General features: G+C 68.2%; 13 protein-coding genes and 3 pseudogenes. 8 read left to right on the forward strand and 8 right to left on the reverse strand.

Going from position 1 to position 13,070, the window contains the following annotated elements:
- Window positions 1-401 precede the first annotated feature (401 nt).
- Both JOD67_RS33175 and JOD67_RS33180 read left to right on the forward strand, forming a co-directional pair.
- On the forward strand, window positions 402-560 hold the full coding sequence (locus tag JOD67_RS33175; protein ID WP_205121635.1) for a hypothetical protein: 159 nt from the start codon (window positions 402-404) through the stop codon (window positions 558-560).
- A gap of 881 nt (window positions 561-1,441) precedes the next feature.
- Window positions 1,442-1,759 carry a hypothetical protein gene (locus tag JOD67_RS33180; RefSeq protein ID WP_205121636.1) on the forward strand — a complete coding sequence of 106 codons (318 nt, stop codon included), beginning with the start codon at window positions 1,442-1,444 and terminating at the stop codon, window positions 1,757-1,759.
- Window positions 1,760-1,947: 188 nt separating this feature from the next.
- Here the strand turns inward: JOD67_RS33180 and JOD67_RS33185 are convergent, their stop codons facing one another.
- The gene (locus JOD67_RS33185) at window positions 1,948-2,142 is read right to left on the reverse strand and encodes a hypothetical protein (RefSeq protein ID WP_205121637.1); all 195 of its coding nucleotides are present in this window, start codon (window positions 2,140-2,142) and stop codon (window positions 1,948-1,950) included.
- 28 nt (window positions 2,143-2,170) lie between these two features.
- On the reverse strand, window positions 2,171-2,533 hold the full coding sequence (locus tag JOD67_RS33190; protein WP_205121638.1) for a hypothetical protein: 363 nt from the start codon (window positions 2,531-2,533) through the stop codon (window positions 2,171-2,173).
- Between the two features lie 1,034 nt (window positions 2,534-3,567).
- Between JOD67_RS33190 and JOD67_RS33195 the strand changes: the two genes are divergently transcribed.
- Both JOD67_RS33195 and aac(3) read left to right on the forward strand, forming a co-directional pair.
- Window positions 3,568-4,023 (forward strand): Rossmann-fold NAD(P)-binding domain-containing protein, encoded by a 456-nt coding sequence (locus JOD67_RS33195; RefSeq protein WP_205121639.1) that lies wholly within the window; start codon window positions 3,568-3,570, stop codon window positions 4,021-4,023.
- Between the two features lie 20 nt (window positions 4,024-4,043).
- Window positions 4,044-4,905: pseudogene (aac(3), locus tag JOD67_RS40650) on the forward strand (aminoglycoside 3-N-acetyltransferase).
- 694 nt (window positions 4,906-5,599) lie between these two features.
- Here the strand turns inward: aac(3) and JOD67_RS33210 are convergent.
- Window positions 5,600-6,388: an ester cyclase gene (locus JOD67_RS33210; RefSeq protein ID WP_205121641.1), complete on the reverse strand. Its 789-nt coding sequence runs from the start codon at window positions 6,386-6,388 to the stop codon at window positions 5,600-5,602.
- A gap of 555 nt (window positions 6,389-6,943) precedes the next feature.
- Here JOD67_RS33210 and JOD67_RS33215 point away from each other — a divergent pair.
- The gene (locus JOD67_RS33215) at window positions 6,944-7,117 is read left to right on the forward strand and encodes a hypothetical protein (RefSeq protein WP_205121642.1); all 174 of its coding nucleotides are present in this window, start codon (window positions 6,944-6,946) and stop codon (window positions 7,115-7,117) included.
- A 653-nt stretch (window positions 7,118-7,770) separates the two neighbouring features.
- On the opposite strand, the pseudogene JOD67_RS33220 reads toward JOD67_RS33215, so the two are convergent.
- From JOD67_RS33220 to JOD67_RS42525, 3 genes and pseudogenes are all read right to left on the reverse strand, one after another.
- Window positions 7,771-8,590, reverse strand: a pseudogene (locus JOD67_RS33220) (transposase); the annotation flags it as partial.
- A 298-nt stretch (window positions 8,591-8,888) separates the two neighbouring features.
- The gene (locus JOD67_RS33225; RefSeq protein ID WP_205121643.1) at window positions 8,889-9,605 is read right to left on the reverse strand and encodes a calcium-binding protein; all 717 of its coding nucleotides are present in this window, start codon (window positions 9,603-9,605) and stop codon (window positions 8,889-8,891) included.
- On the reverse strand, window positions 9,577-10,170 hold the full coding sequence (locus JOD67_RS42525; RefSeq protein ID WP_372442349.1) for an ArsR/SmtB family transcription factor: 594 nt from the start codon (window positions 10,168-10,170) through the stop codon (window positions 9,577-9,579). Before JOD67_RS42525 ends, JOD67_RS33225 begins: the two co-directional genes overlap by 29 nt.
- 39 nt (window positions 10,171-10,209) lie before the next feature.
- On the opposite strand from JOD67_RS42525, the pseudogene JOD67_RS42530 reads away from it, so the two are divergent.
- Together JOD67_RS42530 and JOD67_RS41480 are read left to right on the forward strand one after the other, a co-directional pair.
- Window positions 10,210-10,755 (forward strand): annotated as a pseudogene (locus JOD67_RS42530) (MFS transporter); the annotation flags it as partial.
- Window positions 10,756-10,861: 106 nt separating this feature from the next.
- The gene (locus JOD67_RS41480) at window positions 10,862-11,383 is read left to right on the forward strand and encodes an MFS transporter (RefSeq protein WP_205121645.1); all 522 of its coding nucleotides are present in this window, start codon (window positions 10,862-10,864) and stop codon (window positions 11,381-11,383) included.
- A 207-nt stretch (window positions 11,384-11,590) separates the two neighbouring features.
- Here JOD67_RS41480 and JOD67_RS33240 read toward each other — a convergent pair whose 3' ends face one another.
- A complete protein-coding gene (locus tag JOD67_RS33240) occupies window positions 11,591-12,013 on the reverse strand; it encodes a MerR family transcriptional regulator (protein ID WP_205121646.1) in 423 nt (140 codons plus the stop codon).
- Window positions 12,014-12,060: 47 nt separating this feature from the next.
- Between JOD67_RS33240 and JOD67_RS33245 the strand changes: the two genes are divergently transcribed.
- Window positions 12,061-12,546: a hypothetical protein gene (locus JOD67_RS33245; protein ID WP_205121647.1), complete on the forward strand. Its 486-nt coding sequence runs from the start codon at window positions 12,061-12,063 to the stop codon at window positions 12,544-12,546.
- 115 nt (window positions 12,547-12,661) lie between these two features.
- Here the strand turns inward: JOD67_RS33245 and JOD67_RS33250 are convergent, their stop codons facing one another.
- Complete coding sequence (locus JOD67_RS33250; protein ID WP_205123379.1) at window positions 12,662-13,021, reverse strand: hypothetical protein; 360 nt, start codon at window positions 13,019-13,021, stop codon at window positions 12,662-12,664.
- Window positions 13,022-13,070: the final 49 nt, after the last annotated feature.

Below are 13,070 nucleotides of genomic sequence, written 5' to 3' on the forward strand. Positions count from 1 at the left end.
CGGGCGCGGGCGGGACGTGTTGCTGGTCGCCATAGACGTACGCGATGGGCCGGGCGCCCTGCGAGACTGCCGCCCCAGTCTCCACGATCGGCGCCGCCCCGGCCTGCTGACGAAGCGGTGCCCCAGCCCGCCGTTCGCGGAACGATAGAACGCCTGCTGCTGTTGCCCCACGGCATATCCGACGGGCTCGGAGGTCACGGTTCCCGGCCGGCTCCCCAGTCGTCGAGGTGGGGCCACGCTCCCCAAGAGATCGGGCGACCACGTCCAAAGGCGAACGGAGTCGTCGTAGCCTCGCACGAGGACGTGCTGCTCGACTCCGTGGACGAACATCAACGGTTGACCTTGGTCGGGCCGCCCGCCCACTCGTCTGTGGCGCGGCCGCCGCCCTCGGTGTACCACCAGTGCGACACGCCGCCGGGCGATCCGGCGCGCTGGACGACGTGTTGCTGAAGGTCGTCGCGGTCACGTACGCCGTTCCCGGGATGCGTGTCCCGGTGCCCATCCACCGGGTGTCCGGTGCACGGCCGGTGCGGCCGATGATGGGAGCGAAGTCGCCATAGGTGGGGACTGGATTCGCCGATCCCAGACCACCTGCGACAGCGACGCCAGCGGCGCGGTACCTCGCAGCGCTTGAACCGCCCGACTCGGAAGCCGTCGTAGATCGGAGCGGGATTGATCACGTTGCCCGGACCCGAGTGGAGGAAGTCGATGTTGCTGTTCTGGAGGCGGTAGCCCTCGCCGAAGGGGCTTGGAGAGCCGGTGGAGCCCACAGGGGTGCAGGTTCGACCCACGGTTCACCCCTGGCGGGCTCCGCTTTCCCCTTTGAGATCAGCTGCTCCAGCCGGCGGGGGACGGACGAGCGATCGATGTGGCCGGTGTGGTGGGTTGATCTGGCGAGGGCCGGTGGATGCGAGTCCGGACCGGTGTCACGGCCGGTGAGGATCCAGTCCGCGGCGGCCTCGAGCACGATCAGGGTGCGTTCGGCCTGCTCGGGACTCAACGCGGCCACCAGCCGGGTCAGCTCCTGCGACGACTCCCTCACCCAGCCCAGTATGCGCTGCTGCAGACAGTGACCACCGTCGCCCCGACGAGCTGGACGTCACGGCCGACCTGGCCGCCAAGCTCCCGGATCGAAGCCCCTCCACTCGGGCACCACACAAGGCCCGCGCGAACAACTCCATCCAGGACCCAACGGTGGGTGGGTCCGGCCCGAAATGCCCTCGACGCCGCGAACACCGACAGGTGGATCCCGGTTAGATCGCCCGGCTGGGTCGCGCTGAAGCTGCCACGGTCAGCCGCCGTCCGTGGACTGGTCGCCGGCACCGCCGCAGGGCCTGCCCGACACGGGTTGTCGCGAGTCTTGACGAACCGGTGGTTCTCGCAGTGGGATGGGCCGTTTCACCACGCCGTACCGGACTGACGCGGCCTGAGGAGGTGTTGCATGGAGCCGACAGAGATAGCCCAACCCGAGGTAGCCCAACCCGAGGAGGTGAGGCGGGCGCAGGCGATGGTCCGGGCGGCGATCGGGGAGCGCCTATCCCCGTACGGTGCGGTCAATTGGCCCGCGGTCGACGCGGCGGTCCTCGACATACACGATGAGGGCGAGGGGCATATTGTGATCCATGTGGACAGCGACCGGAACGCGGTCGTTGCCGAGACGGTACTCGCCGCCCTCGGTGCGGTGGTGCGGCGTGACGAGTCCTACGATCCGTTCGCTCCTGGCCATACAGGGATCCGGCTGGTGGCTGAGATCAAGTAGGCGGTCGAACCGCTGCCCGCCCTTCCCCGGTGGCGCCTCTTTGCGGTCGAGCGGTGCAGCCAAGTGCCACGGCGGGGTCGGTGGAGATGATGCCATGGTCAACCATGCAGGTCGCCGAGTTCGTGTGTCAGACCGTCTGAATCAAGCTCGCGGCCGGGGTGGGAACCAGAAGGCCGGCATGCTGTCGGTCAGACCTGTTCGGCCTTCCGTCGTTCAAGCTCCAGGTCGGCGAGCCGCTCGAGGGCGATCCGCTGAACGCGCGTCAGGACGAAGACCATCGTCAACTGGCGGGCGAGGTAGTGCGGGTTGTCCGCGCACGTCATTGCCAGGGCCGCGCGGCCGATCTGGTCCGGCGACATCTCGGCGGTCTCGAGGATCATCACGCACCCCGCCTGGGGCCGTCTGCGTTGGCTAAAAGTCCCGCCGCCAGTGCCCACCGCTGTCCGGCGCCGGCTTGACGATCAGCCGCACGCTGCGGCTGCCCGGCTCGAACCGGTTGTAGAGCGGGTCGCGCTGCACGGTGGTGCCGGCGGCGCGCAGGCTGCGTTCGACAACCGTGGCGTTTCGCTCGATGTCCACACGCATCACGACCGCGGCTCGGCCGACCGGTGCGTACCCGTGAGCCGGTTCGACCGGCTCGACCGCCAGGATGGCTGCCTTGACAACATCCCAGTTGATCTGGCCGGTGGGAAACAACCGGATGGCCAGCGTCCGCATGATCAGCGAGTGCACCCGAAGTGAGGACGGTTCTGACGCTGGGCCTGACTCGCTCACGGCTACCTCCCTTGCACACCCGCGACTACCGCTCCCCTCCCCCCGTGGATCGCGCACGTCCAACGACAGCACCCGGGTCCTGTTACGGCCGCTGTCCGCATCCGGACGGCTGCCGTGCCGACGAAGAAGCGACCCCCACCGAAACGGGGGACGAGCACGATGGGGGTCGCCTACTGCTGTCGCGTCCCCGGCCCGTTGAGACGAGGGAAGGGCCAGAACGGTCAGGCCCTCCGCCGGCCGGAACAAGTGGGTCGAGGGACCCGCCGGCGAAGATGACCTATAGACGCGACCACACGAACAGCCGCTCAACTGTGCCGGCCCGGGCGGCTGCCCCTGTTGACTATGTCAGCGTCGTCGAGCCGCCATCCGTTACTCACACTGCCATGGCGTGCCACCGGACCTAACCTGCGCAAGCCGGTGGGAACCCCGGCTGCCAGCGCCGAGCCGGGAGGCACAAAGAGATCCGGACGAGCGGCGGCGGTCGGGGCGACCAGTCGCCCGAGCTGGCGATAGGCCTCGACGACCGTGCCGCGCTCAACGCCCAGGTCCGCGGCCAACATCCGTGTCGACGGCAGCCGCGGTCGAGTGCGAGGCGACCTCGCGCGGCAAAGCGCAGGGCGCGCACGATTTGCGCCGCGAGTGAGCCCCCGGGCCGAAAGCGGTCGAAGATTCCGCCATCGATCTGGACCAGGTAATGAACCGCTCCACGGGAATCCCTCAAGGCTTTGACGATTTTGGGGCCGGGGCAAGAGATCACGACCGGCGACTACGCACGGCCCGAGGCGTTGGACGCGGCGCTCGTAGGAACACGGCACCTCTTCCTCGCGGTTCCGACGGACAGGGCCCCGAGATGCTCTACTCGAGGGCAACCTGGTGGACGCCGCGAAACGCGCTGGAGTCGGCCACCGCGTGTACCTGTCGGCCCCAGACCGGGGCGGGAGCCGGACTTCGCGATCGCGCGGCTCCACCGCGAGACCGAGCGACGGATCGAGAGCTCTGGGTTGGCGTGGACCCACCTCCGGCCGATCGCCTTTATGTCCAACGTGCTGCTGAGTCTGGAGTCGATCCGTACCGAGCGCCTTCTACACGCCAGCGGGCGAAGGCATGATCTCGGCGTCGATCCCGACGACATCGCCGCAGTCGCGGTCGCGGCACTGACCACCGATGGCCACGAGGGCGCGCCGTACGTTCTGACCGGGCCCGAGGCGCTGTCCCATGCCGAACAGGCCGAACGGCACGCGGAGTCCGTGGGAAAGACGATCCGCTACGTCGACGTCAGCGAGGACGCAGCCAGGCAGGCCACGCTCCGGGACAGCGTCCCGCCGACGCTGGTCGAGGATCTGCTCGAGTTCTACTCGCTTGTCAAGGCTGGTGAGCGAGCGTTCGTCACCTCGACCTCGACCTCGAGCGGGCGACGGGCCGCCAGCCGCGTACGTTCGTCGACCACGTCGAGCGTCACGCGGCCGGGTTCTAGCCGGTGCTCGACATGAGCTCTGGCTAGATTCATCCCATGGACGAGAGAGAACTGCTCGCTCGCTCCGATGGCTCGGTCACTCGCAGCCGGCTCGCTCAAGACCTCGGAGCGCTCGGGCTTGCCGACGGCGACGTGGTCATGGTCCACACCCAGATGTCGGCCATCGGGCTACGTGGCGGGCGGGACCCGAACGGTCATCGACGCACTGCGCGACGTCGTCGGCGACAGTGGGACCCTCATGGTCACCTGCGGGTGGAACGACGCCTTGCCGTACGAGTTCGCCGACTGGCCTTTCGCTTGGCAGAGCGCGGTACGCGCCGAGCATCCGGCGTTCGACCCCGCGACGAGCGAGGCGGACCACAGCTACGGCCGTCTCCCGGAGGCTCTGCGCCGGTGGCCGGGCGCCGTCCGGAGTCGCCACCCTGACGCAAGTTTCGCAGCGCTGGGCGCGGCTGCGGACGACCTCATGAGGGATCATCCCTGGGACGACCCCCATGGTCCCGACAGCCCCTTGGCTCGGCTCGTCGAGCGGAAGGGAAAGGTCCTCCTGCTGGGCGCTCCGCTCGACAGCATCACGCTCCTCCACCACGCCTAGGCGCTTGCCGTCGCGCCGGGGAAGCGGTTCGTCACGTACGAGCTGCCGCTCCTCGTCGATGGTGGACGCGTGTGGAAGCGGTTCCGTGACGTCGACACCTCCGAGGGCGCCTTCGACTACTCGGACGTGGTACCGAAGGGCCGATGGCCATTCGCCGTCATCGGCGAAGACCTGTTCGCCTCTGGAGTGGGCATCCGGGAAATGGTCGGCGCCGCCGAGAGCTACCTTTTCGACGCCGCTGCTGTCGTGAGGTTCGGCATCGACTGGATCGAGCGGAAGCTGGCAACTCCGCCGACCAACTGAGCCTGCGTCTCGCGCGCACGTGTCCGGTCCCTCTGAGCAGGCCGCGATCTTCCCGGTGTCGTCTCGTTGCGATCGATCAGCTGAGTTACTGGGCGGAGATGATGAAGTCAACCTCGCAGGATGCCGCGCTGGAGGCGATCGCCGACGCCACGGCAGCCGAGGACGGGGTCAGCTCTGTGTGGGCGCTCGGGTCCGCAGCCGGCAACGACCTCGATCGGTTGAGCGATCTCGACGTGGCCCTGGTGACCGACCACGAGGTCGACCTGTCGCCGTGCCGAACGAGGCCGCCATCCCCGGTACCGCGCGCCGTAGGATCCAGGCGCAGGGGCGTACGGTCCCCCGATCCCGCCTCGATGCCGGACATACCGGAGGCGGTCAACGAGCTCCGATTCCTCGCAGCGCAGGCCGCGGCGAAGGCCGCCAGGCGCGATCTGCTGATCGGCGGCCATGTCGTTTTTGAGCTGCCACGGCGCTGCCAGACCATGGCCATGGCGCTTCGCGATCGCGAGGCGGGCACGACGATCCACCGGTTCCGGGGGTCCGTGGAACGAGGTGGCCGGCCGCGCCCTCAGCCTCGTTCACTGCCAAGACAACGGCCTGGACAGCATTCTCGAAGTGGTCGACGGCGCCAGCCGACAGTTCGATGAGCTCGCCCTCGTCTGGTGGCCCTCCTACATCGCCGACTGGTCAGGCCTCAGGATCCTGCTGGATCGAGCACGATCCTGAACTGATCAGGAAGGTGGTTCAGAGGACTGCGAGTCCCCCGGGACCTGGACGACGACACGGAGCCCAACGCTCCCTGCCACGCCCACGCCCAGCGGCCTCCGCGCGGGAGAGGTTTGCGGACGGTGGAGTTGGCCAGGCCACGCTGCTCAGCGATCTGCCGGCTGGACGCACGCCACCGCATCCGTCCGCGCTGTCGGGTCCACGCTTTGCCACTGCGCGTTCTGTCCAGCAGCACGACCCGAAGCGGCCGGACGTCGACTCGGGTATCTCGGCCCGTCCCGGTTCTCGCCCAGGGCTGAGGGGTCGGCCGGCGGCAGGCTTCCGTCCTCTCAGTCGACCTCGTCGTCCGGTGGACCATAGCCAAGTTGGTGAGCAAGCCGAGCTCGTCTGTGCTCCCCCACCGCTCCACGATCTGTCCCTGGTGGTAGCGAGCGATCTGCACCCCGCGGACCTGGACGCCCTGGCTAGTCGCGGGCACGCCATGAAAGTCACCAGCGTGAGTCCCGGTCAGTGTGTACGCGATGGCCACCTGCTCCCCGTCGGCGACCACTGACTCGGTGTCGATGCGCAGGTCCGGGAACGCTTCGAACATGGTGGCAAAGAACGCGCGGAAGCCGTTCGCTCCGGGCGACTGGTCGGGTCCCGGATCATGGTCCAGGGCATCCTCCGCGAAACCGTTCTCGATGCCGTCGAGATCATGCGCGTTGATCGCCGCCCCGAGCCGCTCGGCGGCTGCAATGTTCTCGTCGCGAGCCATTCCAGAACCTCCAGTGCCAGGGTCATCCTCCGTCGACCTTCTTCACGGCCACGGTGCCCTCGGTCCTCCTCGACAAACGCCCGCGGTGCGGAGCGGTACAGGAGCGCGAAAGAGGCAGTCCATCAGCGGCAGTAGCTGATTGCCTCCCTGACCAACGCTCGAACCGAGGTCGCCCGCGCATCCCTCGGCGCTGCGCGAGCTGATCGCTATGCGTGAGTCGACGGACCAAGAAGCACCGCGAGCCGCGATCTCGCCCAGCTTCTCGACCACGCGGCACTCGTGCTGCGGTCCGCGGATACGTTCGGCAGGCTGACGGCGTCGACCGGGGAAGAGCGTGCCGACGATGTGCAGGGAAGCCGGCCGATGACGGGATGCGGTCGGCTCCCACAGCACTGGTGCGTTTGACCTCCGCGCCTAGCGACCCACTCGGGCCGACGTATCCGCCGGCGGCCGCCGTCATCCCTACGACAGCCTTCCCCCCGCCGCATCTGGCGTTCACACCATGTCTACCTGACGGTGGCGGGCTCCCGCGGTTACATGCGGACCATGGTTCGCATGCCGGGTGACCAGGGTGCCGTGGATGTTCCTGACCAGGCAGTAGCCGCCGCTGTCGCCGCGGCTGCCTACCTCAGGGTGCTGGTGCCGGCGAAGATCGATGTCGTGCCGGTCCGTACGACCTGGATGCCAAGGGTTGCCCAGTTGACGCCGTTCTCGCTGTGTAGAAGGTGATCGTGCGGCTGGAGGCGCCGTGCCCGCCTATCTGGGGTCGAAGCTCGGGCTGATCCTCGACAACGAGTCGGCTACCGGTCTGATCGTCGGCGTACCGGGTTGACACCGTGACGTACCACACGGCCTTGCGCCTGATCGAGGCGCGCTGGCCGTGGCTCGGGGTCTTGCTTGGTGCGAAGCGGCAGCCGACTTACGTGACTATGGTCGACAGCAAGCTCAGGCATTCCCTGCCGTACGAGTAGCATGAGCCGGCCGCCCGACCGGCCGGGAAACCGGACGGCGGCAACGAGCGCCCGTTACGCGAATCGCTTAACGGGCGCTCCCTTGTGCTGCGATGATCGGGAAGCGACCCCCATCGCTCAGGGGGGATGTGATGGGGGTCGCCTCACTATGGTCGCGTCTACGCCCGTGTCAGGGTCGCTCCGACGGCAGGAACGGGGGTGGGGGACCCGCCGGCGGAGACTGGGCGATGGACGCGACCCACACGGACAGCCGCCCCAGGCGCACCTGGTGAGCAGCTGCTCGTGCCGTCTTGTTCAGCGTTGTACATGTTCCCCCAGGACCCGCGAGATTACTCCCGCTTGACCGAAGTGGGAAGCGGCGTCCCGAGCCCCCAGTCCCCCATGCCAAGACGAGGGGCGCCGCGCCACGGGGCCCCGGTGCCCGTGGGTGTCTTGCTGCACCCGGCGTCGGCACTGGTCCAATGCGTCGCCAGCCAGCGGACGACGTGGAAAAGGATCCATGACCGCCACGGCGTCGGACAGTTCCTCGGCGGTGGCGGTCTTGAACCCGGTGAAGCCGTCCATCGCGACGACCTCGACCCCGTCGCGCCAGGATGTCTCGCGTTCCGTCAGCCACTGCTTGGAGCGGCCCTCGACCATGTCCAGCAGCCGTGTTGGCCCGGTGCCCTCGCGGATGTCGGTCAGGTCGATGATCACGGTGACGTACTTGTCGCCACGCCGAGTGTGCCTCCCGACGTGCTCGTCGACCCCGATCACCCGCACGCCATCGAACCGGCCCGGGTCGTCGATCAGGACACGCTTGCCGTCGGCCAAGCCCGCGCGACCCGAGCGACCCGAGCGACCCGAGCGACCCGAGCCACGGTCAGGTGCTGACATACGATCCCTTCCAACGCCCACCGCAGACCTCGGCGCGACAGCTTCGCCCGCAGCTCGGCGACCCGGCTGGTGTCTTGGCGCCACACGTGCCCGCACCCGCCACACCGGTACCGGCGGACCGTGACCACCAGCGTCGTGGGATGCCAGCCCAGTGGCTCGTGCGCCAACCGCCGGATCACCGTGTCCCTCGCCGAGCCTTCGCATCCGCATCGACGGCACCACTGGTCCGGCTCGACGACACGACACGCCAGGACCGCACAATCAGACTCGAGCCGCTGCCGACGACTTCGAGGCCGAGCTCGTCCAGCCGAGTGAAAGTCGTCAGGTCAGGGCCGGCGACGGTAGCGTCAGGCACGTCGAGGTCTTCCAGATGGGCGGTGTAGGAACCTCCATCTTGGGGAGACCTCGACCCCTACCCGGCCACCGACGCGCCGCTAACCTCCACTCCCAAACCGCGATGAGCCGGATATCGCACCGGAGTGCGATCGGTCGAACCTGACGGTTATCTCGACGTCCACGCGGTCGCCCTGTCCGGGACCAGAGCCAGCGGACGAATTGGCGCAGTCCGTTGGCGGGGCGTCGTGAGTCCTCGTTACTCAAGTCGTGTGGGCCGGCCCCCTGTCGGGAGGCGCGGCCCACATCTCGCTCAGCGGTCAGAAGGACCAGGGTGCGAGGATCTCGCAGCTCAGCGCCTCGTCATGCCTGTCGACGTCGCATTGGTCTGTGCCGGAGTCACCACGCGCAGTGTCGTCTGGTGCCGGGAACGGCGTTGAGTTGAAGGTGTCGAGCTTGTCGTTCCCGGAGCCGCCAACCAGCGTGTTCCGACCGTCCGGATCGAGAAGCCGGTCGCTGTTGCCCATGCCCTCGAGCCGGTCGTTGCCCGAGTCGCCACGGAGATCGTCCAGGCCGCCGCTGCCGCGGACCTGGTCGTTGCCCGCTCCGCCGTACATGTCGGAGTTGCCCCAGTTCGTGACGAAGTCCTTGCCGTCACCGGCGTCGAGCCGGTCGTCGCCGTTCTCACCGAAGACCCGGTCGTAGCCGGCGAAGCCCTCGAGCTGGTCGTTCCCGTCGCCGCCTTCCAGGGTGTCGTCACCGGTGTTGCCGGCGATCTTGTCGTTGCCCGCCCGGCCGTCGAGGATGTCGTTGCCGTCGCCCCCGCAGATGATGTCGTCGCCGTCGAGTCCGAGGGGACCGAGCTGCGGAGCGTTGATCGCCGGGTTCGACCTCAACCTCTGGCAGACCAAGGGCTGCGGGATACCGACCACCGGGACGATCTCGGTCCGGCTGGCCGCAGCCGGGTGCGCCGATGTCGAGTGCCGGGAGCTGCCGAGCAGGTCCTGGTCACCGCGAGTGGTCCTGGTGCAGCGCAAGGAAGAGGGAGTACGGCACGCCGCCCGGCGTGCCGCCGCGTTCCTTGAATTCCGCGAAGATCTCTTGGAGGCGGCCGAGGAGCTCCGCTTTGTCCTCCTCGGACAGCCGTAGGCCCATCCGCGTGAGGTGGGCGTCCTCCGGATCGCCGAGGCGGATCTCCTCGAGGAAGGCGTCGATCATGGCGGCCCGTCCGCCGGTGACGCCCGCGTCGCGGATGTCCATCTCCCACGACTTGCCCGTGGCCCGGTAGGGGATCTCGGTGGAGCCGCGCGGGCCGGGCCGGGTGGGCTCGGCGGCCAGGAAGCCGGTCTTCACCAGCTTGCGCACGTGGTGCAGGACGGTCGCCGGGTTCGCCTGGAGCCGGGCGGCGATCTCTTTGTTGGTCAGCGCGTTGTCGAGGCACTGCCGCAGGATGCGCAGCCGTATAGAGGAGGCCAGCGCGCGTGCCTCTTCCTGGGTCGCCGGTCGGCGGTTCGTTCCTGCCATGGCGAAGCCAACTCTAACCGATTGACAATTCTCAATCAGTCGGCGACGCTGCTGTCCGTGGGTGTCCTCCGTGACCATGATTTCCGAGCCCTTTTCCTCGCCGACACCGCGAGCCAGGTGGGCACTCAGGTGCTGGTGCTGGCCCTTCCCCTCGTGGCGGTGAGCACCATCAACGCCTCGCCATTCGAGGTGGGCCTGCTGGCCATCTGCCAGACCCTCGCCTTCGCGGTGATCGGTCTGCCGGCCGGGGCCATCGTCGATCGGTTGCGCCGGCGCAACGTGATGATCGTCAGCGACTGGGGACGCGCGCTGGCGCTGGCCAGCGTGCCGCTGGCCTGGTGGCTCGACGTGCTGACGATCTACCTGCTGTACGGAGTAGCCGTGGTCCTGGGCGTCTTCACCGTCTTTTTCGATGTCTCGTACCAGAGCTACCTGCCGCACCTGGTCGGCCGCGAGCAGCTCGTGCAAGGCAACTCCGCACTGGAGATGGTCCGCACCGTCGCCCAGCTCGGCGGGCCGAGCGTCGGCGGCTACCTGGTGCAACTGGTCACCGCGCCCTTCGCGCTGATCGCCACGACCGTCGGCTTCGCCTGGTCGGCGCTGTGCCTCAACACCATCCGTAAGGGCGAGGAACGGCCCGACGTCGCAGAAAGGCACCTGGGCAAGGAGATCGCCGAAGGCCTGCGCTTCGTGCTGAAGCACCCGCTGCTGCGCCGGATCGCCGGCAGCACGAGCACCTTTCAACCTGTTCTGGTCGATGGCCAACCCGATGATCATCCTCCTGCTCGCCCGCGAGCTGGCGCTTCCCGCCTGGGCGATCGGCCTGATCTTCGCCGTCGGCGGGCTAGGCGGTCTGGTGGGCGCCATGCTGACGAAGCGCATCGTGGCACTCATCGGCCAGGGCCCGACCATCTGGATCTCCACAGCGGCCTCGGCGCCCTTCAGCTTCCTACTGCCCTGGGCGGGCGCGGACTGGCGCCTGGGGCTGGTGGGGCTCTCCCAGTTCACCTTCGGCGTGGGCATCGTCGTCTACAACATCACCCAGCTGAGCTTCCGCCAGGCGATCACGCCGGAGCCGCTGCTGGGCCGAATGAACGCCACCCTGCGCTTCCTGGTCTGGGGCACGATGCCACTGGGCGGCCTCCTGAGCGGCCTGCTTGGCGATGCCATCGGGGTCAGAGAGACCCTGTGGATCTGCGCCACCGGGATCTCCCTGTCCTTCCTCTGGGTGCTTCTGTCACCCATGCGCACCATGCGCGAACTGCCGGTCAGTAACCACACACCCCAGTGAACGCGAGCCGGCAGACGCTTTCTGTCTGAGCGGCATGACACAACGCTCCAGACACCTGAGGTCTCCATGCCGTCGGCGATTGAGAATAGATGAGCCGCGACCCAACGAGCGCCGTGATCGTCCCCTCCTGCCTCTGATCGATGACGGACGTGAACCCTGCCTGCGCCGTCGGGCAAGCGAACACGGCCGCTCGGGTGGCGAGAGTGGTCACCGAGCCCGGTGTTCGTCGGCGAGGTCGTCGACGGTCCGGCCCGCGAGCAGCTGATCGAGTGTGGCCACGAGATCCGGGCACTCGGTGACGGGATGCTCACTCGGGCAGGTGACCGTGTGCCGGAGGAATGCCTGTGCGCCGCGGGCGCGGGCGATGAGTGCGTCTAAGCGGGCAATCTGGGCCTCGGCTTCTTCTCGCCACCGGACGTCGGGCTCGTCCAGCATCGCCGCGGCGGTGGTCAACGGTAGCCCGAGCTGGTGGATGAGCTGGATGAACGCGAGCCGCCGCAGCTCCGCGGTGTCGTACCACCGCCGGCCCGCCCGCCGCGCGGCCGGGGACACCAGCCCGCGTTGCTCGTAGTAGCGCAGCGCTGACGGGCTCAGTCCGACGGTACGCGCAGCTTCACCGATGGGTCTCACCCGCGCAATTTGATCTACAGCCAGCTGCAAGTGCAAGTGTGGAGGCCATGGAACCGGTCATCCACATTCTCGGCGCACTGCTCGTCATCCTCGCGCTGGTGCCCGCGCTCGCCCACGCGTTGGAGCTGCCGGGAAAGCGGCGGCTCGAGCCCGGCGAGTACGTCAGTGTCCAGCGGATCTACTACCCGGGCTTCACCGTGATCGGTGCGGCCGAGCCGCTCGCGATCGTGGCGATGCTGGTGTCGGCCTTGGTGACACCAGCGGGGACAGACAACCGGCTCCGCTGGTTCGCCTTGCTCGCGGTCGGCGCTGCCCACGCGGTCTACTGGATTCGCGTGCATCGGATCAATCAGGTTTGGCTCCGGGACGAGCGGCTCACGGCAGCCGGTTCAGCATTCTTCGGGGCAGGCCCGCGCGTCGACCTCGACGAGGCAACTTTCGTCCGTTCCCGCCGGCAATGGGAGCGCGGCCACGTGGCCCGCGCCGTGCTGACCGGCGCAGCGACGATCGCGGTGCTCATCGCCCTAGCCTGAACCATAGATCACGAGAGATGGCTGCTCGCCTGGAGCAGGCGCGGCTCTATCGGAGCTTCCGCGCCTCCCTCGGGTGGCTCGGGTGGCTCGGCGAGCCACGCCGACACCTGGAAGCTCATCGGTGGGTGATCCACCCAACGCGAGCGACCGCGCGCCGCTCGGCGGTTGCTGACGCCCTCTCCCGCTGCCGGATCAGTTCCTCGACCGCGCTCGGCAGAGTCGTCTCGAAGTCGATCAGCTTCGCCCATGTCGGGGTCACGGACCATGCCGTCGCGTCACTAACCAAACCTCTGCTCGACCCCACGCGCACCCTTACCCTGAACCCCGAGTTCTGCCTTCCGCGCGCCGCGTCCCCTCCCCGGAACAAGTCTTCGGCCCCCACTCCGTGCGTCATAGGGACCGACACGGGCACGTCGTACGCATACCCGTACTCGGCCGCCAGAAGGCCAGCCACATCCGAGGCGTCCACGGTCACGAGGTACGCATGCCACGAATGATGAGGTCCAGGCCCGCGCTCGAAGGGT

The sequence above is a fragment of the Tenggerimyces flavus genome (assembly GCF_016907715.1).
GTDB classification, from domain to species: Bacteria; Actinomycetota; Actinomycetes; order Propionibacteriales; family Actinopolymorphaceae; genus Tenggerimyces; species Tenggerimyces flavus.